The 25,912-nt window shown below is 70.2% G+C and carries 29 protein-coding genes; 19 read left to right on the plus strand and 10 right to left on the minus strand.

Annotated features, from left to right (window positions below; translation table 11 throughout):
• Positions 1–102 precede the first annotated feature (102 nt).
• Positions 103–426 (minus strand): hypothetical protein, encoded by a 324-nt coding sequence (locus tag ABT130_RS39240; RefSeq protein WP_350964376.1) that lies wholly within the window; start codon positions 424–426, stop codon positions 103–105.
• A gap of 195 nt (positions 427–621) precedes the next feature.
• Positions 622–807 carry a DUF397 domain-containing protein gene (locus ABT130_RS39245; RefSeq protein WP_350964429.1) on the minus strand — a complete coding sequence of 62 codons (186 nt, stop codon included), beginning with the start codon at positions 805–807 and terminating at the stop codon, positions 622–624.
• Positions 808–1,052: 245 nt separating this feature from the next.
• Here ABT130_RS39245 and ABT130_RS39250 point away from each other — a divergent pair, with 245 nt between their 5' ends.
• The 3 genes from ABT130_RS39250 to ABT130_RS39260 are packed head-to-tail and all read left to right on the plus strand — an operon-like array spanning position 1,053 to position 3,356.
• A complete protein-coding gene (locus ABT130_RS39250; protein WP_350914553.1) occupies positions 1,053–1,373 on the plus strand; it encodes a protealysin inhibitor emfourin in 321 nt (106 codons plus the stop codon).
• Positions 1,370–2,908 (plus strand): hypothetical protein, encoded by a 1,539-nt coding sequence (locus ABT130_RS39255; protein WP_350964379.1) that lies wholly within the window; start codon positions 1,370–1,372, stop codon positions 2,906–2,908. Before ABT130_RS39250 ends, ABT130_RS39255 begins: the two co-directional genes overlap by 4 nt.
• Positions 2,909–2,957: 49 nt before the next feature.
• Positions 2,958–3,356, plus strand: a complete 399-nt coding sequence (locus ABT130_RS39260; RefSeq protein WP_350914549.1) for a hypothetical protein — start codon at positions 2,958–2,960, stop codon at positions 3,354–3,356.
• Positions 3,357–3,734: 378 nt separating this feature from the next.
• On the opposite strand, the gene ABT130_RS39265 is transcribed toward ABT130_RS39260, so the two are convergent.
• The 4 genes from ABT130_RS39265 to ABT130_RS39280 all read right to left on the minus strand — a co-directional run bounded on the left by ABT130_RS39265 (position 3,735) and on the right by ABT130_RS39280 (position 7,460).
• Positions 3,735–5,276: an MFS transporter gene (locus ABT130_RS39265; protein WP_350964382.1), complete on the minus strand. Its 1,542-nt coding sequence runs from the start codon at positions 5,274–5,276 to the stop codon at positions 3,735–3,737.
• Positions 5,273–5,845 carry a TetR/AcrR family transcriptional regulator gene (locus tag ABT130_RS39270; protein WP_350964385.1) on the minus strand — a complete coding sequence of 191 codons (573 nt, stop codon included), beginning with the start codon at positions 5,843–5,845 and terminating at the stop codon, positions 5,273–5,275. The genes ABT130_RS39265 and ABT130_RS39270 overlap by 4 nt, the downstream gene beginning before the upstream one ends.
• Positions 5,846–6,015: 170 nt before the next feature.
• Positions 6,016–7,074, minus strand: coding sequence for a DUF1648 domain-containing protein (locus ABT130_RS39275; RefSeq protein WP_350964388.1), 1,059 nt, complete (start codon positions 7,072–7,074; stop codon positions 6,016–6,018).
• Entirely contained in the window at positions 7,071–7,460 is a 390-nt protein-coding gene (locus tag ABT130_RS39280; protein WP_350914542.1) for a GntR family transcriptional regulator, read from the minus strand. Before ABT130_RS39280 ends, ABT130_RS39275 begins: the two co-directional genes overlap by 4 nt.
• A 59-nt stretch (positions 7,461–7,519) precedes the next feature.
• Here ABT130_RS39280 and ABT130_RS39285 point away from each other — a divergent pair, with 59 nt between their 5' ends.
• From ABT130_RS39285 to ABT130_RS39355, 15 genes are all read left to right on the plus strand, one after another.
• Positions 7,520–7,876 carry a hypothetical protein gene (locus ABT130_RS39285; protein ID WP_350964390.1) on the plus strand — a complete coding sequence of 119 codons (357 nt, stop codon included), beginning with the start codon at positions 7,520–7,522 and terminating at the stop codon, positions 7,874–7,876.
• Entirely contained in the window at positions 7,873–8,745 is an 873-nt protein-coding gene (locus ABT130_RS39290; protein ID WP_350964392.1) for an ABC transporter ATP-binding protein, read from the plus strand. Before ABT130_RS39285 ends, ABT130_RS39290 begins: the two co-directional genes overlap by 4 nt.
• Positions 8,742–9,536, plus strand: a complete 795-nt coding sequence (locus tag ABT130_RS39295; protein ID WP_350964395.1) for an ABC transporter permease — start codon at positions 8,742–8,744, stop codon at positions 9,534–9,536. The genes ABT130_RS39290 and ABT130_RS39295 overlap by 4 nt, the downstream gene beginning before the upstream one ends.
• Positions 9,537–9,709: 173 nt before the next feature.
• Positions 9,710–10,000, plus strand: coding sequence for a BMC domain-containing protein (locus ABT130_RS39300; RefSeq protein ID WP_350914533.1), 291 nt, complete (start codon positions 9,710–9,712; stop codon positions 9,998–10,000).
• Between the two features lie 9 nt (positions 10,001–10,009).
• Positions 10,010–10,333, plus strand: coding sequence for a BMC domain-containing protein (locus ABT130_RS39305; RefSeq protein ID WP_350964398.1), 324 nt, complete (start codon positions 10,010–10,012; stop codon positions 10,331–10,333).
• Entirely contained in the window at positions 10,330–10,608 is a 279-nt protein-coding gene (locus ABT130_RS39310; protein ID WP_350964400.1) for a EutN/CcmL family microcompartment protein, read from the plus strand. The genes ABT130_RS39305 and ABT130_RS39310 overlap by 4 nt, the downstream gene beginning before the upstream one ends.
• Before the next feature lie 31 nt (positions 10,609–10,639).
• The gene (locus ABT130_RS39315) at positions 10,640–12,115 is read left to right on the plus strand and encodes a 2-hydroxymuconic semialdehyde dehydrogenase (protein ID WP_350964402.1); all 1,476 of its coding nucleotides are present in this window, start codon (positions 10,640–10,642) and stop codon (positions 12,113–12,115) included.
• Complete coding sequence (locus ABT130_RS39320; protein WP_350964405.1) at positions 12,108–12,293, plus strand: hypothetical protein; 186 nt, start codon at positions 12,108–12,110, stop codon at positions 12,291–12,293. The genes ABT130_RS39315 and ABT130_RS39320 overlap by 8 nt, the downstream gene beginning before the upstream one ends.
• A 191-nt stretch (positions 12,294–12,484) precedes the next feature.
• Complete coding sequence (locus tag ABT130_RS39325; RefSeq protein WP_350964407.1) at positions 12,485–13,684, plus strand: M24 family metallopeptidase; 1,200 nt, start codon at positions 12,485–12,487, stop codon at positions 13,682–13,684.
• Positions 13,685–13,706: 22 nt separating this feature from the next.
• Positions 13,707–15,482: a hydantoinase B/oxoprolinase family protein gene (locus tag ABT130_RS39330; RefSeq protein ID WP_350964410.1), complete on the plus strand. Its 1,776-nt coding sequence runs from the start codon at positions 13,707–13,709 to the stop codon at positions 15,480–15,482.
• Positions 15,479–17,593, plus strand: coding sequence for a hydantoinase/oxoprolinase family protein (locus ABT130_RS39335; RefSeq protein ID WP_350964414.1), 2,115 nt, complete (start codon positions 15,479–15,481; stop codon positions 17,591–17,593). Before ABT130_RS39330 ends, ABT130_RS39335 begins: the two co-directional genes overlap by 4 nt.
• Before the next feature lie 93 nt (positions 17,594–17,686).
• Positions 17,687–18,427, plus strand: a complete 741-nt coding sequence (locus ABT130_RS39340) for an IclR family transcriptional regulator (protein ID WP_350914519.1) — start codon at positions 17,687–17,689, stop codon at positions 18,425–18,427.
• Positions 18,428–18,543: 116 nt separating this feature from the next.
• A complete protein-coding gene (locus ABT130_RS39345; RefSeq protein WP_350964417.1) occupies positions 18,544–19,542 on the plus strand; it encodes a DODA-type extradiol aromatic ring-opening family dioxygenase in 999 nt (332 codons plus the stop codon).
• Positions 19,542–20,375 carry a DODA-type extradiol aromatic ring-opening family dioxygenase gene (locus tag ABT130_RS39350; RefSeq protein ID WP_350964420.1) on the plus strand — a complete coding sequence of 278 codons (834 nt, stop codon included), beginning with the start codon at positions 19,542–19,544 and terminating at the stop codon, positions 20,373–20,375. Before ABT130_RS39345 ends, ABT130_RS39350 begins: the two co-directional genes overlap by 1 nt.
• Before the next feature lie 193 nt (positions 20,376–20,568).
• Positions 20,569–21,996: a purine-cytosine permease family protein gene (locus ABT130_RS39355; RefSeq protein ID WP_350964422.1), complete on the plus strand. Its 1,428-nt coding sequence runs from the start codon at positions 20,569–20,571 to the stop codon at positions 21,994–21,996.
• Between the two features lie 243 nt (positions 21,997–22,239).
• On the opposite strand, the gene ABT130_RS39360 is transcribed toward ABT130_RS39355, so the two are convergent.
• Positions 22,240–22,575, minus strand: coding sequence for a TraR/DksA family transcriptional regulator (locus ABT130_RS39360; RefSeq protein WP_350964424.1), 336 nt, complete (start codon positions 22,573–22,575; stop codon positions 22,240–22,242).
• Between the two features lie 320 nt (positions 22,576–22,895).
• A complete protein-coding gene (locus ABT130_RS39365; RefSeq protein ID WP_350914508.1) occupies positions 22,896–23,270 on the minus strand; it encodes a hypothetical protein in 375 nt (124 codons plus the stop codon).
• Positions 23,271–23,479: 209 nt separating this feature from the next.
• On the opposite strand from ABT130_RS39365, the gene ABT130_RS39370 reads away from it, so the two are divergent.
• Positions 23,480–23,980 carry a GNAT family N-acetyltransferase gene (locus ABT130_RS39370; RefSeq protein WP_350914506.1) on the plus strand — a complete coding sequence of 167 codons (501 nt, stop codon included), beginning with the start codon at positions 23,480–23,482 and terminating at the stop codon, positions 23,978–23,980.
• A gap of 57 nt (positions 23,981–24,037) precedes the next feature.
• Here ABT130_RS39370 and ABT130_RS39375 read toward each other — a convergent pair whose 3' ends face one another.
• Together ABT130_RS39375 and ABT130_RS39380 are read right to left on the minus strand one after the other, a co-directional pair.
• Positions 24,038–24,346 (minus strand): GNAT family N-acetyltransferase, encoded by a 309-nt coding sequence (locus ABT130_RS39375; RefSeq protein WP_350914504.1) that lies wholly within the window; start codon positions 24,344–24,346, stop codon positions 24,038–24,040.
• A gap of 297 nt (positions 24,347–24,643) precedes the next feature.
• On the minus strand, positions 24,644–25,912 hold a 1,269-nt coding region (locus tag ABT130_RS39380), incomplete at its 5' end, for a M14 family zinc carboxypeptidase (RefSeq protein ID WP_350964427.1).

Below are 25,912 nucleotides of genomic sequence, written 5' to 3' on the forward strand. Positions count from 1 at the left end.
ACCCGCGCATCCGTTTGTCCGCGGGGGGTGGGGTCGTGGCCGGTGCGGCTCGCGCGGGCCCCACCGGCGGTCAGCGACGGCCGGGTGTGCCCGGCCGGGCCGTCAGCCGCATGGGACGTTGTAGGGGCGGCTCTGCGAGACGACGGTGCCGTCGGAGCCGGCGATCTCCAGGCGCCACACGCCCGACTCGCCCCCGGGAGCGGTCCACGTTTTACTGACGCTCTGACGGCCGGGGCCGCTGGCGGTGATCGCGGCGCTGGCGGTGAACTCCACACCCGGCCAGCACAAGCCGCTGTACGACGGCGGCTCCACCCCGGCCGGCGCCACCGAGATCTCCGGGCCGTCCGCCAGAGCGTCGGCCTGAGCCGGGACCGCCCCGGCCAGCAACAGCGCGGCCGTCGACAACAGGACACTCCATAACCGCATATCTCGTCCTTTCGGGAAGCAACGAGATCACCCTGCGGGCGAGGACTTGCAGCGTGATGAGAAGCCGGTTGGATCGAAGGTGGCAGCAAGGAGACAGCCGGTTGGTGGCCTTGCGTCATCCGCCTCGCTGGTGCGATGACAGAGACGTACGGGAAAGGCCCCGGCAGCACTTTCCCGTACGCCGGGGAACGAGGGTCAGCAGTCGAACTCCCCCTTCTTCGCCCCATCTACGAACGCGTCCCACACACTCGCGCTCACCACGAACGGCGCCCGCTCGGGGGCCTCCGTGTCACGAAGCCCCACCCGACCACCCGACAGCGGAGCCACCTCAAGACAGTCGGACGACGCGCGGGCCGCGTCGGCGAGCCACGGGCGACCGATTCACCGAGGTCGCCGCACGCCTTGAGAGCCCCGGGAAAGGGTTGGCAGGGCTCTTTCTCCCCCGCCCGTCGGCACGGGTCGAACCGGCCTCTTGACAGACGGGTGCGGTCGGTCGTTTGTAAGTGTCGTGCAATCGATCTGCCGTACCCATGGGAGCCTCCGGACCGGCCGCGCGACACCTCGGTCAGGTCGCCACCGCGCCGCGCGCCCGATGACGGACGACGATTGACGGATGAGAGGTGTTCATGGTGGACGACACGACGTTACGGGTCCGGTTGCGGTGCACCGGCGGAATCGCCGGAGAAGAGATCAACGGCCTGCTGGACGCGTCCCACCTGCCGGCCGACCGGGCGCGTGAGCTGGAGGCGCTGGTCGGGGCGCTGCCCGCCGAGGACGTTCGCGGGCTGTTCCCGCCGCCGGTGCCCGACTCGACGTTCTACGAGCTGCACGTCGAGAGGTACGGCGAGCGGCGGGCCTACTGGTATCACAGCGGCAGCCTGCCGCCCGAGGTGCTGCCGCTTGTCCGGCTCCTGCTCCATGCCGCGGACGGGAACCCCTCGACATGACGGCGGCGAGCGCTCCGGCACCCGGCATGCTCTCCGCCGCTCAGGCCATCCGGATCGGCGGGCTGACCTGTGTCGTGGCCGCCACCGCCTCCTTCGAACGCGTCCGGGGCTCCCTGCCCTCCTGGACCGACCTCCGTTTCGCCAAGGCGCACAGGCTCACCGACCGCCTGGTGGAGGAGGACGCGCCCGTCGTCAGGGGGGCGAGGCGGGAGATCGACGAACTGCTCGGCCCGTGCGGTCCCGACATCCGGTGGGCGATCGCCGCCGCCGCTGCCGCCCGGGTCGGCAGGGGCTCCGTTGAGGAGGTCGTGCTCGGCCTCGGCCTGGCCGCCGCCGATCTCTATGTGGCCGGGCGCACCGCCGACCACCTGGCGATGATCCTGGACCTCGGCGCGGGCCACGAGCGGGCCTCCGCGATCCGCGGGCTGTTCGAGCAGGCCAACAAGGACCTGGCCGTCGCGCGGTCGACGGTGATCGCGGCGGTCAGAGTCCTGCGCAGGATGCCGCGAATCCGCCGGTACTTTCCGGCCGAGGTCGAACGGACCGCCAGAGCGCTGTCCAGGCTGGTGAGCGAGCCGCCCCCGGCCTTCGACGATCCGCCCTACGAGGCGGCCGGACGGCGCTCGCGCCCGGGGCAGCGCTGGTGTGAGCGGATCAAACAGGCGATCTGGGACCTTGAGGCGGTCCTCTCCCTCCCGCCGGCCCCGGCCTGGCCCCCGCCGCCGCCCTCGCTCGCGGAGACGTCCGCGCTCGCGGAGATCCTCGCCCACCCGGACGACACCGCCGCCCGCCTGCGATGGGCGGAGCTCGCCGAGCGGCGCGGCGAGCTCCGGGCGGCCCTGGTCCGCGCGCAGGTCGAGCTGCGCGAGACGGTGCGGCGCCGACCCGAGTCCGAACGGTTCGAGTCGCGCCGGAGCCGGTCGCTGGTCGAGTGGCATCCCGAGTGGGCGGCGCCGGTGAGGCGGCTGGGCGCGCGGGAGGTCGCGTTCCGCCGGGGTTTCGTCGAGTGGGTGTCGATCGACGCCCGGACCTTCCTGCGACGGGCGCCGGAGATCTTCGCGGTGGCGCCGATCCTGTACGTCAAGCTCACCGACGCCGCGCCGCTGCTGCCGGACCTGCTCGCCTCGAACCTGCTGTCGCGGCTGCTCGCGCTGGACCTGTCGGGCCAGGGGCTCGACGACGGTCACGTCGAGGCGCTCACCAGGGCCTCGGGGCTCGCCGGTCTGCGGTCGCTGGACCTGAGCGCGAACCGGATCGGCGCCGCCGGTGCGGCCCTCCTGCACACCGCCACCTCGCTCCCGTCGCTCGTTCACTGCCCGCTCGACGGCAATCCCTGCGGTCCGATGTACGAGCTCGGCTACACCCACCAGGAGTACCCGACCGAGGAGTGGGTGGCGACCCCGCTCAAGGTGAGTCTGGCGGCGGACTTCGGCGAGCGACCATGGACGACGCCGTACCGAACCCCTCCGGACTTCGACGCGCTGACCGCGCTCATCGACCCGATGACCGGCAGGCCGCCGAACCCGCGGGGCTGAGGACCCCGGCGGGAACCGGAAACCCAGAACAGCGCAGAGGAGCGATGCCGTGGAACAGTGGGCGAGATACGCGTTGCTCGGCACGATGCTGGCCGCGCCCATCGTCCTGTACCTGGGCCACCGGTGGTGGAGGCGCAGGCGCCCGAGCTGGACGGACGAGGAGCTCCGCGCCGCCTTCGAGGCCGTCAGGGCCGGTCGGCCGATGACCCGCGACCTGGCCCGCCCGTACGGTGTCCATGTGGCCAAGAACTCACGCCGGGCTACCGGCGTGGTCCTGGCCACCCTCGACGGAGACAGGTGTCAGGTCAGGCTGCCCGACGGGACCATGGTCACGGCGACGCGCTCGCACAGACTGTGGAGGCGCAGGATCAAGGTGACGCCGGGCGACCAGGTGCGGCTCCTGTTCACGCCGGAAACCGGACTCGGCCTCATCAGGGCGGTTCGGTGACTCGGGCGAAAGTGGTGACTTTCCATAGGCGCCTGGGTCAGATTGGTGGCCATACGAGCGAGAGGAAACCGCGTCGAGTTACGCGGTGGTCGCAACAGCGGTGCGGGGCCCAGGAATTCTGGAGTGCCGATTTGGACGTGCTGGTGACTGTCACAGCCGAGAACTCCGCGGACGAACTCCGTAACCGGAAGGACCGAGTACCAGGAGACCTGGCTCTCCGCCTTTCCCACAGATCCGGAGCAGGCCACCGCCACGCTCTGCGCCCGGGTGGGAACCACTCTCTCAAGGGAGGAGTGGACGAGACTTATCCCCGAATCGCCCTACCGCGAGATCTGCCCGAAGGGCGCGGCGGGGATCAGGTAGGCGGTGTCCGCCCGGTCAGTCGCTGTCGATCGAGGCGTGCCCGGCGGTGATGTCGAGGTCGCGCGGGACGAGCCACCAGATGGCGAGCGCGACCGCCAGCATGAGCAGGGCCCCGGCCAGCCCGGTCACCTCCAGTGACACGGTGAACGCCGTTTTCGCCTGGCGGGCCGGCTCCATCCCGGCTGTTCCGGCGTGGCGGGCGGCCTCGATCGCGCCTCCCAGGGAGTCGCGCGCTGCCTCGACGGCGGAGACGGAGGGTGGTAGCGCCGCGCGGTAGACGGCGGCCGCGACGCTGCCCAGCACGGCGACGCCGAGCAGGCCGCCCAGTTCGTAGGAGGTCTCCTCGATCGCGGCGGCGCTGCCTGCCTTCTCCAGCGGCGCACCCGCCATGATGACCGATGAGGCGATCGCCAAAGAGCCCATGCCGGAGCCGACCAGCAACAGTGACACGGCGACCCATGGGTAGGTGACGGGTGCGACGAACAGCACGCCGAACCCCAGCCCGGAGATCGCCAGGCCGCCGGCCAGCACCGGGCGGGTCCCGATCCGGGCGGCCAGCCAGGGCGCCAGCGGAGACAGCAGCAGCGCGCCCAGCGCGGCCGGCAGCATCCGCACGCCGGTCTCCAGGGGGGAGTAGTCCTGGACGAGTTGCATCCACTGCACCATCAGCAACATCACCGCCCCCATCGCGATCGAGGTGCTCAGCGCCGCCAGCGTGCCCGCGCTGAACGGCCGGCTGCGAAACAGGCGGACCTCCAGCAGCGGGTCGGGCCGTCTCAGGCAACGCTGTACGAACCAGGTGAGCGTCACCACCGCCACGGTGAGGGCGATCCACGGCCATGGCGTGGCAGGTCCCTCCTTGGCGAACTGCTTGATCGAGAAGACCAGGGCGACCATCCCGGCGATCGACAGCGCGGTGGCGGCCAGGTCCCAGCGGCCCGGGCGCGGGTTGCGCGACTCCGGAAGCAGGAACAGGCCCGCGAGCACCGCCAGGACCATCACCGGCACGTTGACCAGGAACGCCGAATGCCAGCTGAAGTGCTCCAGCAGCAGCCCGCCCAGGATCGGCCCGAGTGCGCTCCCCAAGGCGGCCATCGCCGCCCAGATGCCCAGCGCGGTCGCCCGCTCCGCCGGGTCGGCGAAAAGGGTGCGGATCATCGACAGCGTGGACGGCATGATCATGGCACCGCCGACGCCGAGCAGTGCCCGTACGGCGATCACCTCGCCCGGCGAGGAAGCCCACAGCACTGCCACCGATGCCAGCCCGAAGAGTGCGAAGCCGGCGAGCAGCGTCTTCTTGCGGCCCCAACGGTCACCCAGGGCGCTCACCGTGACCAGCAGGCCCGCCAGCACCAGTGAGTAGACGTCCACCATCCACAACAGCTCGACCGAGCTGGGCCGCAGTTCGGCGGAGATGGCGGGCAGGGCGACGTTGAGGATGGTCATGTCCATGACCACCAGCAGCAGGCTGGCCGACAGCACAGCCAGGCCGGCCCATCGCCGTGGGTGGGGCGGCGCGGTGGCGACGCCCGGTACGGGCGCGGGGAGGAGAGTCATCGCGTCCCCCCGGCGACGCCGGCGCCGTTGAAGAACGTCTCGTGCACGAGCCACGGCAGGTCCCGGCGCGCGACACTGCCCTGGTGCAGGCTTTCCCGCACGGCCAGCAGCAGACCGTACACCGTGTTGCTGATCCACCGGGCGGGCAGGTCGGCGCGTAGGACTCCGGCTCGTTGTGCCGCCTGATAGAGCGTGATCTCCCGCTCCTCCAGCGCGTCACTGCGTTCGCGCAGCGCGGGCATGGACAGCGTCAGGTCGGCCAGGGCGAAGCTGTACTCCTCGGCGTCGTCGATCAGCCCGGTCAGCATCTCGCGCAAGGCGGTGATGATCACGGCCGGTTCCGCCGAGCGAGCGGCCTCCCGGATGCCTGCGCTCTGCTGGGCGGCTTCCCAGCGATCCAGCGCGTGGTGGCCGAGTGCCAGCAGCAGTTCCTCACGGCCGCTGAAGTGGCGGTGCAGCGTGGCGCGGCTCACCCCGGCCGCCTCGGCGAGCTCTCCCATCGAGGCGCCCGGATCCTGGTTGAGGTGCTGGATCGCTGCAGCAATGATCTGGTCGTAGCCCACAGCCATCAGTCAACTCCGCATCATTTGAAACACATTTGTCTCAAATGAGAGTACAACGTTCGACGGTGTTCCGGTGGACGAGCTCGATCACACCCGCCAGGAGTACCCGGCCGAGGAGTGGGTGGCGACCCCGCTCAGGTCTCAAGCCTCGGATTCCGGCCGAGCGGCTCTGGCGGTCAGAGGATGCCGCGCTTCTGTGGCAGGTCGATGCCGCCGAACACGGTGGCCAGGACGAGCCCGGCGAGGCCGATGACGACAAGGCCGAGCAGCAGCCAGGCGATGGGGTGCCCGAGGTTGAGCGTCCAGCTGGAGGAGCCCAGCCGGGCGTGGACGAGAAGGGCGGGGTCGCGCCGGTTGGCATAGATCGTGCCCGCGAGGAACCAGTGCCGGTCATCGTCGCGCTGCGCCATCCCAGTGTCCTCCTCCTGTTCATCGGGCAGGGCGGGCAGGCGGTGCCCTGCCTGGCCGACCTTCGTCTCCCACACCAGCCATCCGCCGAGCAGGGCGACCAACGGCAGGCACCCGGCCACCAGCCACCCGACCGTATTCCCGACGACCCCCCATTGCCGCAACGCCCAGATGAGCAGGCTCAGATTGAGGCAGGCGGCGGACAGCAGCGACAAGGTGGCCACACCGCGCAGGTAGATGCGGTAGCGGCGAGCCGAGGACTTGGGCCGGGCCGCGTCGAGGTCGGGCCGGGCACGCAACACGATCAGGATCACGACGACGACCAGCAGGGTGAGCCCGGCCTGGGACAACACAGGCTCGAACCATCCGGCCACGGTGCTGGACGACCACCAGCCGATCCCCGCGGTGAGCAGCACGACGGCCAGGGCGGGCAACCCCCACACCCACGGCACGCGGACCGGGTCAGTACGGAAGGTCGTGTCCATGGTGATGCCCTGACGCCGCTCGCCCGCCCATCCCCCGCCGCTCTTGGCGGCGCGGACCTTGAGATAGGCGCGGTAGTACAGCAGCAGATCGGCGACGACCAGTACCCCGAGTGTCACCGCCGGCTGCCCGGTGAGGATCGAGACCACCGCGGCGACGGCGGCCACCACGACGACCAGGCGGGTGTAGGTGCGCCGCTGGGCGACGATCGCCGGGTCGCCTGCCCGCTCGGCGGTCACCCGCACCCCGAACGGCAGCGTCGGCCGCGCCAGCGCGGGCAGCACCAGCATGAGGCATGTGACCAGCGCGACCAGAGCCAGGTCGGCGGCGATGGACAGCATCATGACCGTGTCCCGAAGCCGGCCACGATCGCCTCGCAGCGTCGTATCACGTCGTCGCGGTCCAGGCCGTGAACGGTGGCTTCCGCCAGGAGTACTCGCATTCTCTCTTCCCAGTCGTCGATGAATCCGGTCTCGGGCGGGCCGGTGTCGGCATCGCGGCGGATGACCGCGCCGCTCTTGCGGTTGATCCGGATGATGCCCTGCTGTCGTAGCAGGTCATAGGCCTTGTTCACGGTATGGAAATTGATACCGAAGTCCGCGGCGAGCTGCCGTGTCGAAGGTAGCGGGTCGCCCTCGCGCGCCTGCCGGCGGGCGATCGCCTCCACGACCCGGTCCCTGATCTGCTGGTAGATCGGGACCTCGCTGTCCAGGTCAAGTGTCAGGTGCACATCGACATCCTATCTGATATAGAACTAATAGAACAGATACAACTTGCCAAGGAGGCAGCATGATCCAGGTACGGATTCACGACGGAACGCTGAGCGTGCACTTTCCGCCGTGGACGCGACCGTTCGCCAGGGCCGGCCAGGTGGACGTGCCCCTGGAGGCGATCGCCGACGTACACCACCTCGACCAGCCGCTCGCCGCGGCCAAGGGGCTGCGTTCCGGGCTGGTGGTCAGCGGCTACACCAAGGTCGGCACGTGGACGTCCTTCAGCGGCATCAAGCGGCTGGTAGCCGCCCGCCGAGGCGTTCCGGGCGTGCGGATCGTCCTGAAGCACAGGGTGGCGGACGTCGACGAGCTGATCCTCAGCGCCCAGGACGCCAAGGAGATCCGGCGCCGGCTGACGCAGGTGCAGCAGTGAGCATCGAGGTACGCGGCCTGACCAAGGCGTTCGGCCCGGTATCCGCGGTCACCGACCTCACCTTCCAGGCCGCCCCCGGCACGGTGACCGGCTTCCTCGGGCCGAACGGCGCGGGCAAGACCACCACCATGCGGATGATGCTGGGCCTGGTCGCGCCCACCTCCGGCACCGCCACCATCGACGGAAAGCGCTACGCCGACCTGGCCAGGCCGTCGGCGACCGTCGGCGCGGTGCTGGACGGCTCCGGCTTCCACCCGGCCCACACGGCCCTGCGCCACCTGCGGATCTACTCCCGCATGGGCGGGTACGGCAAAGCCCGCGCCCTGCAGGTCGCCGAGCTGACCGGGGTGTCGGCCTTCGCCGGCCGCGCCACCCGCACCCTGTCCACCGGTATGCGCCAGCGCCTCAACCTGGCCACCGCCCTGCTCGGCGACCCCCACGTGCTCCTGCTGGACGAGCCGGGCAACGGCCTCGACCCCGAGGGCATCGCCTGGATGCGCACTTTCCTGCGCGACCTGGCCGCCGAGGGCCGCACCATCCTGATCTCCAGTCACGTCCTCGGTGAGATCGAGCAGACAGCCGACCGCGTCGTGGTGATACATCAGGGACGGCTGATCGCCACCGGCCCCATCTCCGAGCTGTACGGCAAGACAGCCGTGCTTGTCCGGTCACCGCAGGCAGAGCGGCTCAGAAGTCACCTCACGGTCCCCACGGAGGTCCTGGGACCGGACACCCTGCGCATCCACGACATGACCACCGCGCAGGTCGCGACCGCCGCGGCGGACCACGGCATCGCACTGCACGAGATCACCCCCGAACGCCCCACCCTGGAGCAGGCGTTCCTCAATCTCACCGGAGACCACCGATGATCGCTCTCATCGCGGCGGAATGGAGCCGCCTGACCGGCACCAGGCTGTGGCTGTGGGGTCTGCTGGCCGCTCTCGGCAGTGGTGCCCTCACCGGGCTGCTCGCGCTCATCGGGCCAGAGAACTTCACTCCGCCCATGCCGGGCCTGGACACGGCCGAAGGCGTGCACGTCATGCTCGGCCTGCTCGGGTTCACCATGTTCATCCCCGCCCTGCTCGGGACGGCTGCGGTGACCACCGAACACCGGCACCGGACCATCACCACCACGGCACTGTTCGCCCCCCGGCGGTGGACCTGGCTGGTGGCCAAGCTCCTCACCTACACCGGAGGCGGACTCGCCTACGGTCTCATCGCCTGCACCGTCGCCGCCGGCGCCCTCTTCGCCGCGGCGGCGCTCAGGGGTGTCGCCCTTGGCCTGCCCCCGAGCACCGTCCTGGCACTCCTGACCCGCATCGCCCTGGCCATGGCCGTCTACACCCTGCTCGGCGCGGCGGTGGGCGCGATCCTGCGCAACCAGGTGGCGGCACTCGTCACCGTCGGCGCCTACCTGTACATGATCGAGACCGTCCTCATGCTCATCCCCGGCGTCAAGGCGGTCTACCCCTACCTGCCGGGCGGCGCGACCTCCGCGCTGACCGGATTCACCTACCTGGCCGACGCCATCGCCGGCCAGACCGGCACCTCGGCCACCGCGTTGCTCTCCGCGCCACTCGGCGCCGCCGTACTGCTCGGCTATGCCCTGATCGCCACCGCCATCGCCGTCGCAGCACCGCTCAGGCGAGACATCACGTGAAGGACTCGCCGGATCACCTGGTGATCCGGCGATTGAGCCGGCGGGTGGCACTCCCGTCCGGCACCGCCGGACAAAGGTGCTGTGAGCCCTGGTCAGGTGGCTTAGGTTCCCTGGCACCACAGGAAGGACGGCGGGGTGTCCATGATCCGCCCGGCTGTCAGGAAGGTGCACGGATGAGTAAGGCAGTTGCGTTCATTGAGGCCGACGGGATGGTGGCCATCTTCGACGCCGTCGACGCCATGGTGAAGGCCACCGAGGTGACGGTCGAGGGCACCATGCGCCTCGGCGGCGGCATCGTCGCGGTCTCCATCAGCGGGGACCTGGCGACGGTCGAGGAGGCCACCGAGGTCGGGGTCGAGACCGCCAAGGCGATATCGCGCGGCAAGGTCAGCTCCGTGATCTTCGCCTACCCGAGCGTGCCCGTCGCCGCGCTCGCGACCAACCCCTCCCTCATCGACGGCTAGGAGATCATCATGACAGGCTCACAGAACGCGATCGGCCTGATCGAGACCCGTGGGATCGTCTCCCTGGTCGCCGGCATCGAGGCGATGATGAAGACCGCCGAGGTCGAGACGATCAACGTGGAGCGGATCGGCTCCGGCTACTTCTCCGCCGCGGTCAAGGGCAGCATCGCCGCCGTGCGGCAGTCGCTCGACTCCGGCGCCGCCGCGGTCAAGCAGTACGGGGAGCTGCGCTCGGTGCAGCTCTACCCCCGCCCGGACGCCGTCTCCGTCGGGCTGCTCGACAACGGCACCCGCGGGCTGCTGACCGGCGGCACAAAGGCTGATGTGTCGTGATTTTGGCAGAGGTCACCGGCCGTATCTGGAACGAGCGTGCTGTCTCCGGCCTGGAGCAGCGCCGGCTCGTGACGGTACGGCCCGTCGGTGGGACGGAGACCCTCGTAGCGGTCGATCTCATCCACGTGGCCGCGCCGAACCTCGTCCTGCTCGCCAGTGACGAGGCGGCCCAGGCCGCCGCGTGCGGTGACGTGGCCGGGATCGACCTGGCGGTCGTCGCCCTGGTGGCGGGGGCCGACGTGGTCACCGTCGAGAACGGCCACGCCGGCCGGTGAACACGCCTGTCGTGGAGCGGGAGGGAGAGCGGTGACCCGGGTTCTGCGGAACTACGTGGGCGGTGAGTTCGTCGACGGCGCCTCGTCGTTCGAGAAGATCAGCCCGGTCGACGGCGGTGCCGTCGCGACGGTGCACGAGGCGGACGCGGTGGTCGTGGACGCCGCGGTGGCCGCGGCCAGGGCCGCGCTGAACGGCCCGTGGGGGCGGAGCACCGTCGCACAGCGCGCGGCGCTGCTCCGCCGGATCGCCGGCCGGATCGAGGAACGGTTCGAGGATCTGCTCGCCACCGAGGTCGCCGACACCGGCAAGCCGATCGCGCAGGCCAGGGAACTGGACATCGCCCGGGCGGCGCAGAACTTCCGGTCGTTCGCCGACACGATCGCCGCGGAGGGGCTCGACTCCTACCTCACCGATACGGCGGACGGAGGCCGGGCGCTGAACTACGCGGTCGGCAAGCCGCTGGGCGTGGTGGCCGTCATCGTGCCGTGGAACCTTCCGCTGCTCCTGCTCACCTGGAAGGTCGCGCCCGCGATCGGGTGCGGCAACGCCGTCGTGGTGAAGCCCTCGGAGGAGACGCCGTCCTCGGCCACCCTGCTCGCGGAGATCATGGCGGAGGCGGGTGTCCCGGACGGCGTCTACAACGTGGTGCACGGTTTCGGCACGGGGTCGGCCGGTGAGCTGCTGACCACCCACCACGACATCGACGGGGTGACGTTCACCGGGGAGTCCAGGACCGGCTCGTCGATCATGAAGGCGGTGGCCCCGTGGGTCCGGCCGGTCTCGTTCGAGCTGGGTGGCAAGAACGCCGCGCTGGTCTTCGACGACGCCGACCTCGACCGCACCGTCGAGGGGCTGGGACGGTCGATCTTCACCAACACCGGCCAGGTCTGCCTGTGCACGGAGCGGGTGTACGTACAGCGCGGCGTGTTCGACGAGGTCGTCGCCCGGCTCGCCAAGCTGGCGGCCGAGTTCCGTCCCGGCCTGCCGGACGATCCGCTCACCACCATGGGACCGCTGATCTCCCAGGCTCACCGTGCCAAGGTCCTGTCGTACCTGTCGCTGGCCACCCGTCAGGGCGCGGAGTGCGTGGCCGGCGGCGGGATTCCCGACATGCCCTCGGCGCTGAGCGAGGGGGCGTGGATCGAACCGACCCTGTGGACCGGCCTGGACAACGCCACCGCGGTCATGCGGGAGGAGATCTTCGGCCCGGTCGCGGGGCTGGTCCCCTTCGACACCGAGCAGGAGGCGATCCGGCTGGCCAACGACACCAAGTACGGACTGGCCGCCGCGGTCTGGACCCGGGACCTGGACCGTGGCCACCGGGTCGCGCAGCGGATGAACGTCGGCATGGCGTGGGTCAACGCGTGGTACCTGCGCGACCTGCGCTCGCCGTTCGGCGGCGTCGGCCTGTCCGGCGTCGGACGCGAGGGCGGCAGGCACTCCATGCGCTTCTACACCTCCCCCACGAACGTCTGCGTCAGGATCGCGGGTGGCGGCGATGACTGAAGCCCGTGTGCTCGACGAGCCGGCCGCACCGTGTGGAACGTTCCCGCACGTCAAGGTGGCGGGTGACCTGATCTTCGTGTCGAGCACCGGCAGCCGCACCCCCGACGAGATGGGGTGGAGATTCAGGCGGTCGCCCGCCGCCGTACCGCGGGCGTGCAGTAGCCGACGCCGGATATAGCCAGATATAGGGAGAGAGAACGCATGGCGAGCGTCTTCCGGGTGCCACTCGGACAAGACAGGGGTAACCACCCCGGATCGGCAGCGCCGAGCCCGGCGCACGGCCGGCGCACCCCGCCTCCGCCGCCGCCAAAGGCGGCACCCCCACCGAAGATCACTTCGTGCCAGGCGACCCGGCGCGACTGCAAGAGCGTGCTGCCCACCCCGCAGGCCGCGGCGGCCCAGCGGGTGAACGGCACCGGCTCGCTGAGTGAGCGGGACCGCCGCTGGAAGGCGTTGCACCAGGCCATGGCGGCCGAGGGCTACGACGCGCTGCTGTTCGCGGGCGCCGACTACCGGGGCCACAAGGGCAGCCTGCGCTACCTCGCGGACTACAACCTCGCCCACCGGTACGGCTACGCGGTGATGTTCCCGGGAGAGGAGCCCATCATGGTGCTCCCGCAGAACCTCTCCTCGGGACGCCGCCCGCACACCGCCTGGGTCTCGGACTACCGCTACCCGTACAACCTCGGTGAGGGGCTGGCGGAGGTGCTGGCGGGCCGGGGGCCTGCGCCCAGGATCGGCGTCGTCGGCCTCGGCCAGGTCATGAAGGTCGAGGACTACCTGGCGCTGGCCCAGGCCCTTCCCGGCGCGCGGATCGAGGACGCCGGGCAGCTGTTCGACCGGGTACGGGCGATCAAGAGCCCGGCGGAGTTGCAGGCCGTCCAGGAGGCCGCCTACATCCTGGACCGCTGCTTCGACCGGCTGCTGGAGATCGCCAGGCCGGGCATGACGGAACGGGCGGTCGGCGCGGAGATGTACCAGATCGCCGCCGGTTTCGGCGGCGAGGATCCGCTCTTCCTGACGATGTACGTCGACTCCGAGCCCGCGGGCCCGGTTCCGACGTTCGGCGCGCCCCGCCACCGCGAGCTGCGCGCCAACGACGTGCTGACCTTCTCCTACGAACTGGTCGGCCCGGCCGGGTACTGGGTGGAGTTCTCCAGGATGGTCACGTTCGCCGAGCCGATCGAGCCGGTGAGCCGGATCGCCCGCGCGGTCGGCGCCGGCATGGAGGCGGCCCGCCAGGCGCTGCGCCCCGGAACCTCGATGAGCGACGTCCAGCGCAGGCTGATCACCGCGGTGGAGGCCGAGGGCGTGAAGTCGTCCTACTGGTCCGGCCACGGCATGGGCCTGGACGTTCTGGAGGAGCCGTGGGTCGGCCTGGACATGGTCCAGGACAGCGGTAACGCGGGCGCGGTCACCGAGACCGCCGACGGGATGGTCCTCGCGATCCATCCCACCCTCTGGGAGGAGGAAACGGCGGCAATGGGCTATATGTCCGATACTTACATTGTCTCCGGCGGCTCGTGCCGAGCTCTTTCCAAGCATCCCGTCCAGCTCTACCGCGTCTGATGCGTGCGCAAGGGAGTGAATCATGACTCAAGGCACTGAGGTGGACCCGATCCTGGCGTCCGTCCTGCAACGGCGGGTCGACGCCATCGCCAAGGAGATGGCGACGCTACTGATGCGCTCATCCCGCTCACCGATCTTCAACGAGATCGGGGACCTGGTGACCGTGCTCTTCGACGCCAAGGGCCGCACCCTGGCCCAGGCGGAGTTCGCGGCGATCATCGCGTTCGGCGCGCAGCCGCCGCTGGAGTACATCATCGAGTACTTCGGCGACGACATCGCCGAAGGCGACGTCATCATGCACAACGACGTCTACACCGGCGGCAACCAGAACGCCGACACCGGCATCTACCTGCCGATCTTTCATGACGGCAGGCTGGTGGCCTGGGCCGCGGCCAAGGGGCACCTCGCCGACATCGGCGGGATGACCGCGGGTGGCTACGACCCCGCGGCCAGGGAGGTCTGGCAGGAGGCGCTGCGCATCCCGCCGGTCAAGGTCTACGAGGCGGGCAGGCTGCGCCGCGACGTCTGGGACCTCATCTCCGCCAACATCCGGCTGAGCTTCGTCATGGAAGACGTGAAGTCCATGATCGGCGCCTGCACCGTCGGCAGGCGGCGCCTAGTGGAGGTGCTCGACCGCTACGGCGACGAGGTGTTCGACCACCACATGGAGTACATCCTGCGGGGATCCGAGCGCCAGGTGCGCGCCGAGATCGAGCGCTGGCCCGACGGTGTCTACCGCGGCGAGAGCGAGATGGTCTCCGACGGGATCGACACCACCCGCCGCTACCGGATCGCCTGCGAGGTCCGGATCGAGGGTGACGAGATCACCTTCGACTTCTCCGGCAGCGACGACCAGGCACCCGGCTTCACCAACATGCCCCCGGCCTCGGCAGCCGGCGCGGTGCGCATCGCCTTCCTCATGCTGATCGCCGCGGGCGGGGTCGTGGTCCCGACCAACCAGGGCCTGTTCAGCCCGGTGCGCACCGTCTTCCGCGAGGGATCGCTGTTCAACCCGCGCTTCCCGGCGGCGACGGTCTTCGGCAACCAGATGTGCGACGAGATCGTCGAGTGCGTCATGACCGCGCTGGCCGACGCGCTGCCCGACCGGGTCACGGCCGGCTGGACGAAGTTCATCTCCGCCATCCTGCACGGCGAGGACCCGCGTACCGGCGACCCGTTCGTGACCCTGACGGTCTTCCAGCGCAACGGGCCCGGCGCGATGAAGGGTCACGACGGCTGGGACGCGCTCGGCTTCACCGGTACGGCCGGCCAGATGCGCTCCCCCGACCCGGAGATGTTCGAGCTGACCTCTCCGCACTTCTTCGAGTACCACGAGTACCTCCCCGACTCGGCGGGTGCCGGACAGTGGCGGGGAGGTCTGGGCACCCGTTCGGCGTGGCGCTGCTACGGCGAGAACGAGGTGGGCGTGACCAACGGCGAGGGCGTCGAGGCCGAGGGCGCGATCCCGGCCAAGGGCCTGTTCGGCGGGCACGACGCGGGGCTGAACCGGATGTCCGTCGAGCTGCCCGACGGCAGCGAGCGGATCTGGGGTTCCAAGGACCTGGTCCAGCTCCCGCCCGGCTCGCTGGTGCGGGCACAGAGCTGGGGCGGCGCCGGGTACGGCGACCCGTTCCTGCGCCCGGCCGAGCTGGTCGTCGCGGAGGTGCGCGACGGGCTGCTCTCGGTGGAGCGGGCGCGCGACAACTACGGCGTGGTCGTGGACACCGCGCTTTGGCGAGTGGACGAGGAGCACACGGCCGCCCTCCGGCAGAACGCGGTGAAGGAGACGAACTCATGAGCATCCGTGTCGGCGTGGACGTCGGTGGCACGTTCACCGACTTCCTGATCGTGGAGGAGGACGGAACCCGGCTGATCCACAAGACCAGCTCCATCCCCGCGGACCCCGCCCGAGCCGTCACCAAGGGACTGCGCGAGATCGCCGAGCGGCGCGGTGAGTCGCTGGACGCGTTCCTCGGCCAGGTCCACACGATCGTGCACGGCACGACCGTCACCACCAACGCCCTGCTCACCAGGAACGGCGCGAAGACCGGCCTGCTGACGACCGAGGGTTTCCGCGACGTGCTCGCGATGCGCGACGGCACCCGCGAGGACGCCTACGACAACCGGCTCGCGCACCCCGTGCCGCTCGTCCCCCGTCACCTGCGGCTGCCGGTCAGGGGCCGCCTGGACAACACGGGCAAGGAGCTGACGCCGCTGGACGTCGAGGACGTGCGGCGCGCGGCCGAGGCGCTGCGCGCGGACGGCGTCCAGTCCGTCGCGATCTGCTTCATGCACTCGCACGCCAACGGTGAGCACGAGCGCCGGGCCGCCGAGGTGATCGCCGCGGAGTTGCCGGACGCGTACGTGACGACGTCGAGCGACCTGCTCTCCCAGGCGCGCTACTACGACCGCACCAGCACCGCGGTGCTCAACTCCTACGCCGGTCCGATCATCAGCGACTACCTGCGGGTACTGACCGAGACGCTCAACGAGGTGGGATTCGCCGGGGTGCTGCTGATCATGCAGTCCAACGGCGGGGTCGCCACCCCCCAGGAGCTGCGCCGCCGCGCCGCGCTCTCGCTGCTGTCAGGACCGGCCTCCGGTCCGACGGCGGGTCTGCTGGAGGTGGCCCCGCACGGGTGGGACAGCTGCCTCACCGTGGACATGGGCGGCACCAGCTTCGACGCCGCCGTGGTCAAGGACGGCCGGCCGCTGGTCATGACCGACGGCCTGATCGACCGGTGGCGGATCGCCCTTCCCATGGTCGACATCCACACGATCGGCGCGGGTGGCGGCAGCATCGCCCAGGTGGACGAGGGCGGCATCCTGCGGGTGGGCCCGCAGAGCGCCGGTGCCGTTCCCGGCCCCGCCTGCTACGGGCGTGGCGGTGACCGGCCGACGACCACCGACGCCGACGTGGTGCTCGGCTACCTCGACCCGGTGGGCTTCGCCGACGGCGGCGTCGGCCTCGACGTGGAGGCCGCCAGGCAGGCGATCGAGCGGGACGTGGCCAAGCCGCTCGGGCTCGATGTCACCGCCGCCGCGGCGGGCATCTACGACCTGGTCAACGTGGGCATGGCCACCGGCGTCCGGGAGATCACCGTCCGGCGCGGGCTCGACCCCCGTGACTTCCCGATCGTGGTCGCCGGCGGCGCCGGTCCGGTGCACGCCGCGGCCATCGCCAGGGAGCTGGAGATCCCGATCCTGGTCGTTCCCCGGGAGTCGTCGATCTTCTGCGCGGCGGGCATGCTGGTCTGCGACTTCAAGCACGACCACGTCAAGAGCTTCAAGCTGCGGCTGGCGGACCTGGACGAGTCCAGGCTGACCGCCATCTGGGGCGAGATGGCGAAGGAGGGTCAGCAGACCCTGCTCGGCGAGGGGCTCGGCGACGACGCGGTCTCCTTCCTGCCCTCGCTGGACATGCGCTACGCCGGGCAGTGGTTCGAGATCAACGTCCCGCTGCCGGCGGAGGCGGTGCGGGAGGCCGATTCCGCGGCCATCGCCGAGGCGTTCCACGCCATGCACGACGAGCTGTTCGGCTACCGCTCCGACGACATGCCGGTGGAGGTCATCAACGTCCGGCTCACCGCGCTGGGCTCGGCGCCGAAGCCGGCGGTCAACCGCTCGGCGATGACCGCCTCCACCGGTGACGCGCTGGTCGGCCGACGCCCGATCTGGTCGCCCGCCCAGCGGCGGATGGTGGAGTCGAACATCTACGCCGGGCTGCGAATGGCCCCCGGCGACGAGGTGTCGGGGCCGGCCGTGATCGAGCTGGGCACCACCACCGTCGTCGTGCTCGACGAGTACGACGTGGTCGTGGACCTGGCCGGCTCGTTCGTGATGTACCTGCGCTCCCGGGCCGGGGAACTGCGCCCGCGCATCGTCACGGAGGCGGCCCCCGCCTCCTGACTCCGAGTAGTCGCGAAACGCCCGGCTAGGCTGTCCGTAAAGGCGAAACACCAGGTCAGAGCAGAGGCAACGGAGTACGACGGGGAATCGATCATGGCGGAGCGGGTTGAGGCGGTTCTCAAGGCGGCCAAGGTGTTGCGGTCCTTCGACCCGCAGCACCGCATCATGACCGTCCGGGAGGTCTCCGCCCGCACCGGCATTCCCCGCAGCACCTGCCACGCCCTGTGCTCCACCCTGGTGGAGGCCCGCATGCTCGAGGCCATGCCGGAGGGCGGCTACCGGCTCGGCCCCGCCGTGGCCTGGCTCGGCGCGCAGGTCCTCGAACGGATCGGGCTGGCCGAGGCCGCCACCCGGACGATGGAGGACCTGGCCCGGCAGTTCGGCGGCGGCGTGCAACTCGGTCAGTACGTCGCCAAGGGCTGGATCGTCTACCTGCATCACGTCGAGCACGACCGGGGTCTGATCCGCCACCGGTTCGGCAGCCGGGTGCCCGCCTACCACACCGCCTGCGGGCGCGCGGCGATGTCCCGCTTCGAGCCGCTTGAGGTGGCCGACATCATGACCCTGCATCCCGGGGTGGACCTGGACCTGCTCCTGCGCGATCTCACGCTCGCGCGGGAGCGGGGGTTCGCCATCTCGGACACGTCGAGCCCCCAGGTCAGATCGGTCGCGGCGTGCATCCTCGACCCCGACGGCAGCGTGGTGGGCGCGGTCTCCATCGCGCAGCGCAAGTCGGTGATGAACGAGCGCCGCACCCTGGCCCTGGGCAACGCCATCCGCTCGGCGGCCCAGGAGATCTCCCAGCGCCTCGCGACCCGGGGCCGGATCGGCTGACCCGATCCGGTGTCTCCCGTCGCGATCACGGCCGACCGGCCCGATCCGGCGATCCTGTCCGGCCGAGCCGGACAAAAGCCATGAACTCCCCTTATTGCCGGCGTTACCGTGCGGCCATGTCGAGTGTGTTCAAAGTTCCGGTCGGCGACCGCACGTGGCAGCGGCGTTCCGGCGGTTCACCCGGGTTTCCCGCCCCCGCCCCCGCCCCGGCGGACACCGCGCGGGATGACGGCGGTCCCGGAATCATCGCGGGGCTCCTCGCCCCCCATCCGCCACACCTGCTGTACGCGGAGAACCCGCCGCAGAACGAGCCCCGCTCGGAGGGCGGCTGGGAGGTGCTGCGCTGGGCCTATGCGGACCTGCGCAGGCGCATCCGCGAGATGAACCCCGACGTGATCGTGCTGCACGCGCCGCACTGGATCACCATGGTGGGACACCATGTCAACTGCGTGCCCAACCCCAGGGGCTTCTCGGTCGAGCCGATCTTCCCTCACCTGCTGCGCTACAGGTACGACTTCCGTACCGACGTGGAGCTCGCCGAGGCCATCGCCGACCAGGCGAGTGACGACGGCCTGGTCACCAGGAAGATGCGCAACGAGGGCGTCCGCGTCGACTACGCGACGATCACCGCGCTGCACCTGCTCAACCCCGAGTGGGACATCCCCGTGGTGTCGCTGTCGGCCAACAACAACCCCTACTTCTACTCGACCTCCTCGCTGGACCAGATGGAGGTTCTCGGGGAGTCGACCCGCAAGGCGATCGAGGGGCTCGGCCGCCGGGCCATCGTGGCCGGCTCGAACTCGCTGTCGCACCTGCACTGGGAGCGCGAACAAGGCCTGCCCGAGGACATGACCTACGAGCACGCCTACAACCACCACCAGTACCGGTGGGACATGCGCCTGCTTGAACTGATCAGGGCGGGACGTACCCGCGAGCTGCGGGAGATGATCCCCGAGCACATCGAGCAGACCGAGTCGGAGACCAAGGCCGGCAGCCTGACCTGGATGCTCTCGGCTCTCGGCTGGCCGGAGAACCTCGGCGAGGTGCTCGGCTACGGAACGGTGATCGGCACGGGCAACGCGGTGTGCCTGTGGGACATGCGGGGGCGGCGGTAATGGGCAAGGTGACAAACGACCGGTTCGCCGGCGCGGTGCTGATTCCCGGCATGCCGCAGTTGCTGGCGGCCGAGCCCGCACCGGCCTGGGCCGGGCTCGCCACCGAGACGGGGAACGCCGGGGAGCTGCTCCGCGCGGCCGGGGCCGAGACGCTCGTGGTGCTCTCCACGCAGTGGTTCACCGTGCTCGGCCACCAGGTGCAGACCGACCGGCGCCTGCACGGCACCCGGGTCGACGAGAACTGGTACGACTTCGACTACGGCACCATGGAATACGACTTCCACACGGACGTCGACCTGGCCGAACAGTGGTCCAAGGAGATCGAGAAGGCCGGGCTGGAGGCGCGGCGCACCGGCTACGAGCACTTCCCGATCGACACCGGGATGATCGTCGCGACACGGCTGCTCGACCCCGGGCGGACACTGCCGGTCGTGCAGGTCTCCTGCAACCTCTATGCCGGTGTCGAGGCCATCTCCGAACTCGGCCGGGCCGCGATGGCGGCCGCCTCGGTGATCGACCGGCGGGTGGCACTCGTCGCCGTCTCCGGGCTCTCCAGCGGCCTGATCCAGCGGTGGATCAGGCCTGAGGAGGACCATCTGGAGTCCGCCGCCGCCGAGCAGTGGGACCGGCGCGTTCTCGGCCTCCTCGCCGAGGGCCGCCTCGACGAGGTGATGGAGCTGCGCGAGCAGTACGCCCGCGAGGCCCAGGCCGACAGCCAGCTCCGCGCGCTCGCCTTCCTGGAGGGCACCGGCCTGGTCGACCGCCCGGCCGACGTACTCGCGTACGGCCCGCTCTGGGGCACCGGGGCGGCGGTGGTGCACTGGGCGCCGTGATCCGGCCCCCTCTCGCGAGCCCCCGGAAAAGATGTCCGGGACAGCAGGACAACGCAAGATGTCCAGTTCACATCGTGTGGTTGGGTTTCCGCAACATTGAGCCCGCCTCCATGGCAGTGGGACGGCTTTTAAGGGATTCGTCATGCATTCTTCCCATGTTCAAAGTGCGTCACCGCACAGCATCCGCGAAACCATGGAGGACAACGTCCTCAACCCGGTCGCCGACGACCAACGACGTAGCGGCTGGGCGCTCCTGGCCAACACCGCGGGTGTGGGCACCACCCTCGCCATGCTGCTCATCGGCGGCGGCGCCAGCTACCTCGTCGGGGTGTGGTGGACCATCGGAATGGCCGCCGTCTCCGCGATCTTCGGTGCCGTGATCGGAACCCTCACCTGCCGGGTCAGCCAGAGCACCGGCACCTCGTCCACGGTCACCAGCCGCTTCCACGGCCTGGGAGCGTCCGGCTCGGCGCTGGCGTCGCTGATGTTCGCGACGATGGTCATCTGCTTCCTCGCGCTGGAGAACGCGCTGCTCTACCACGGCACGCTCTTCATGCTCGGCTGGTCTCCGAGCACCGCCAACGCCGTCGTCATCTACGGCGTCTTCACGCTCGTCTGGATCGCGCTCGCCCTCTTCGGCGTCCAGCTCGTGCAGCGGACCTCCCTGCTGCTCACGATCGTCGCCGCGGTGCTGATGGTCGCGGTGGTCGTGGTCGCCTTCAACAAGTCCTCGCTGTCGCCCGGCGACGTCCTGGCCTTCCGCCCGGACGGCGTCGGCAGCGCCGAGATCATGGGCACGCTGGCCAGCATGATGGGCATGGCGGGCGCGCTCGCCCTCACCTCCGCGGACTTCTCCCGCTACGCCAGGACCTCCCGCGACGTCCGGATCATGTCGATCGGTGGCGCCGTCATCGTCAACTTCCTGGTCGTGGTGCTGGGCGCGCTGCTGTACCAGGCGGGTGACACCGTGGTGGCCGCCTACCTTGAGGAGCCGGGACGCGCGGCCGTGGCCACCGCCCAGCCGGGCGCGACCATCCCCGAGAAGGTGCAGTCCCTCGCGCACACCAACGCCGGAGCGTACTTCGTCGTGCTGGCCGGTTTCCTCGGCTTCCTGGTCATGTACGCGGCGCAGGTCAAGGCCCAGGTCATCAACGCCTACACCAGCTCGCTCTCCCTCACCAACCTGGTCGACGCCCTGATCGGCCGCGCCCCCAGCCGCATCCTCATGGTGCTCGTCGCCAACGCACTGGCCCTGATCGCCGTGTGGGGCGACATTCTCAGCCTGCTCGGCCAGTTGCTGGGCGCGCTGGGAATCGCGACCTGCTCGCTCTCCGCGCTGCTCATCACCGACTTCCAGCTGACCCGCGGCCGGCGGTCCGGCGGCCTGGTCGAGCGCTTCAACTGGGCGGGCATCATCGCCCTGGTGGTCGGCTTCGGCGTCTCCTACTATCTCTTCACCACCGGCGTCTTCCAGCTCGGCTTCCTGGTGACCCTCGTCCTCACCCCGGCGATCTACCTCGCGCTGCGCCGCACCGTGCTGCGGCCGGGCACCGGTACGTCGTACGTGAAGGCGACGACCGCACTGCGCGAGATCGAGGACGCGGAAGCGGTCGCACACTGACCTCCCCCTCCGAAGGGCGCCCGAGAACCGGGCGCCCTTTTCCTTTTGGGCCGGTTCCCGGTGAACCTGACGCCCGGCTGATCCACCGGCCGGCAGGGTGGTGATCCCGCCTGTCCGGACGCGAGCGAAGGGCGCCCGAGAACCGGGCGCCTTCCTCTTTCCGCCGCCGCACCGGCCTGCCCTCCCAGCCGGTGTGGCGGCCCCGCCCTGTCCGGTGGCGGGCATCGGGCGGGGCCGCCGGGGTCAGCGGGCCTCGTGGCGCCGCTGGCAGGCGATGCAGTACCGGGCGAGCGGACGGATCTTCAGCCTCTCGAAGGGAATGTCCGCTTCGCAGCCGGCGCACCGGCCGTAGGTGCCGGCGTCAAGGCTCTCCAGGGCCCGTCTGGTCTCCGCGAGGTCGCGGCCCGCGGCGGCGAGGGCGACGAGCTCGTCCTGCCGGGACGCGACCTCCCCGTCCTCCACCGAGGCTTCGAGCTCGTTCACCCGGGTGGTACGCCACAGGAGCTGCTCGTCCAGTTCCTCGCGGATGATCCGGGCCTGCACGCTGCTGAGACGGGTGCCCTCACTGTTGACTGACATGATCGGAAGTCCTTTCCAAAGCTGAGAACGCCAAGCGGCGCACGTGGCCGCGCTCGTCATCGAGTTCGCCCGGCGGGGCCTGGCCGAGGCCTCGCGGGCATGGCGTGAAACGGGCCGGAGTACGGCCCGATGGAACCTGCGGGGTATCGGCCGGAGCGGGGGTGTGCACAGAGCCGCGGCCGTTCCACGACTCTGTCCGGTGACACGCGGACACGGCGGACGGCAGAGCGCGCACCCGGGTGTTCGGTGAACACCGGCGCGCGTACGCCACCCGCCGGTCGAGCGCGTGGCCCGACAGGTGGTGAAGGGGAATGGATCGGCTAGATCAGGGGCGGGCTGCGTGAGCCCGAGGTCCGGTGAGTGGCCAGCTGGGGGCTGCGCACCATGTCCGGATCCCGCCACGCGGGGGACAGGAGCGGTAACAGGTTCGCCAGATCGGAGGCGGAGCGCTGGTGCAGCCGCCGGAGGGCCGGCAGGTGCTCGAAGGCGCCGGCGGATGCCCGCGGCATGGTCGACGACTGTTCGAGCCAGTTCCCGGGCTCCCAGACGTCGCCGATCGCTCCGGCGGACCGCTGGACGGGGCCGCCGCCGTACGAGGCCGGGGCCAGGGCGGCGAGCAGCAGGGCGGCCAGAACCAAGCCCACCGCCACGGACAGGGCGGTGGACTCACGTGGGGTTCGCCACGAGGTCGCCATGCTGCCGACCATAGCCCAACCAGCGAAAACAGGCACACGCCCAGTCCGGTGCCCCTGGACTCGCCGATCCCGGACCCGCCGGCGTGCCGGCGCGGATGAGCGGTGGAACCGGCCCCTCCGCCCGGTCCGGCCAGGAAGATCTGCCGGAACCCGGCCCCGGCAAGCGGTAGTTCAGCAGCTGCCAAGGCGGGCGCGTCAGGCTGTTCCGTATGTCGTTCCTACCAAGAACCCATGAGATTCCCGCAGGTGTGGAGCATGAACGGTTCCGCATCCGGCCCATCACGGTGCACGACGCGGTGCGTGACTTCGACGCCGTGATGAGCAGCGCCGCCCGGCTGCGGGAGCGCTTCCCGCTGTGGGGCGGCTGGCCACTCGACGACATGACGCTGGAGGACAACCTGATCGATCTGGCCTGGCACCAGAAGGAGGCGCTGCTGCGCAGGTCGTTCAACTACGCGGTGATGAGCCCCGACGGCTCCCGCCTGCTCGGGTGCGTCTACGTCGATCCCCCGGAAAGGCAGGGGGCCGACGCCGACGTGTCGTTCTGGGTACGGGCCGACGAGGAGGGCACCGGCCTGGAGGAGGAGCTGGAGCCGGTGGTCCGCGCCTGGTTGCGCGAGGCGTGGCCGTACGCCTCGGTCCGCTGGCCCGGCAGGGAGATCTCCTGGCGGGAGTGGGATCTCCTGCCGCCATACCCTGGAGGATCGTGAGAGCGGGATCGGGGCGGCGAGAATCCGGCACCGGACGGGGTTCGCCGCTCCGTCCGTTCAGTCGCTGACCCGGCTGCGGTTCTGGTAGAGGAGATCGGCGTACTCGGGGTGGCGGCTGATCCAGGCCAGGTAGAAGGGGCAGGTGGCCAGCACGCTCAGCCCCGACTCCCGCGCCGCGTCCAGAGAGACGCGAACCAGCGCGGAGCCGATTCCCTTGCCCTCGTGGACCGGGCCGACCTCGGTGTGCACGAACGCGATCAGATCCGGCGTGCGGATGTACTCCGCGAACCCCACGACCTCGGACCCGCCTTCCAACCGCGCCTCGTAGCGGCGTGCCTCGGGCGCGTCGGTGACCTTGACCGTCATATGTCCTCCTCGGCTTCGATCGCGTTCGACCTTCCCGGCCCGGCACGGCCGGGCGGAGTCCTCCGCGATCGGTGAGATGTCAGCTGGGGCAGCCCGAAGGACTGGTACGGACGAATGTAGCCGACCGTGTCCCATGTTTTATCGCCCCGCCTTCCCGTCCGCCCGGCAACCGGTCAGGTCGCCGGGCCGGCACCGTACCGGAGCAGGACATCGGCAGAGCCGTCCCACGTGCCGGTGGTGCGGCCGAACGACGGCCGCCGGTCGGTGGACCGGCGGCCGTGCGAACGTCAGGCGGGGTCAGCGGGCGTCGTGGACCTTCACCTTCTCCTTGCGGAAGTTGTTGCCCTTGCCGTCGGGCTTGTAGTTGTTCTCGACGTTGCCGGCGATGTCCACGGCGAACCAGTGCACCTCGGTGGTCTTGTCGATCGTGATCTGCTGCGCGCTCTCCCGCATTCCCGCGGCGGCGAGCTTGGTGGAGTTCAGCGTCGGGCGGCTGCCGTCCACCGTGTAGTACACGTTGGCGGGCTCGTCGGTCTTGAAGGTGAACGTGGCCGAGGTGCTGGTCTGCCCCGTCACGCTCAGCTCCGACTTCGGCTGCTTGTTGTCGTCGGAGAAGGACCTGGCGACCTCCAGGATGCCGATCTGACCGGCGGCGAACTCCATCGCCTCCTCGTGGCCCTCCTCGAACGGCGGCTGGAAGCCGACCGCCTGGAAGCGCTTGGTCTCCGGGTTGTAGACGTCCGCGCCGACCTCGAAGTCCCAGCCGATGATGCCCCGGTTGTACCAGTGCTCGTCGGCGCTGTTACCGGCCGCGGAGTACAGCACGTCCGTCACCGGACCGGTGCGACCCGGCCAGATCGCCGTACCGCGCCAGGACTGGACCGCGGACAGGATGTGGTCGGAGGCCTTCCAGAAGAAGTTCTCCGTGCCGTAGTCGACCCGCGGCAGCAGCTCGCGCCCGGCGGCCTTGTAGGCGCCCGGAGGCCACATGAAGTAGCCGCCGTAGGAGTGCGTGTTCATCGCGAACTTGATGTTCGGGTACTGGTTGGTGAGCCAGACCTGGTTGCGCGCCTCAGGCTCCGACAGCTCGGCCGGGCCCGCGAAGGTGTCGCTGGTGCAGACCGTCGAGGCGCCACTGTAGCCGTCGAACACCGACCCGACCGAGAAGTTGCGGTTCAGGTCCACGCCCCAGGAGTTGCGCCGGGCCGGGTCGCCGTTGGTCGCGTCACAGTGGTTGAACATGTTGCGGCGCTGCATGTTGTAGTCGTACATGCTGTAGTGCCCGCCGTCGGGGTTGGACGTGGGCATGATGAAGATGTCGAGGTCGTCGACCAGCTTCTTGGTCTGCCCGTCACGGGCGTAGTTGCGCAGCAGCCGCTCGGCGGTCTCCAGGCAGACCAGCGGGGTCACCCATTCGCGGGCGTGCTCCTGGCAGTAGAGGAACACACCGGTCTTCGAACCGTCGCGCTGCTTGCCGATGCGCAGCACCTTCGTCTGGAACGGGTCGCGCGAGACGGTGGCCGGCGCCTTGAGGTTGTCGGTCAGCTTCGCCGCCGCGGCCGCGGC

The sequence above is a fragment of the Streptosporangium sp. NPDC001681 genome, assembly GCF_040298085.1.
Taxonomy (GTDB): Bacteria; Actinomycetota; Actinomycetes; order Streptosporangiales; family Streptosporangiaceae; genus Streptosporangium.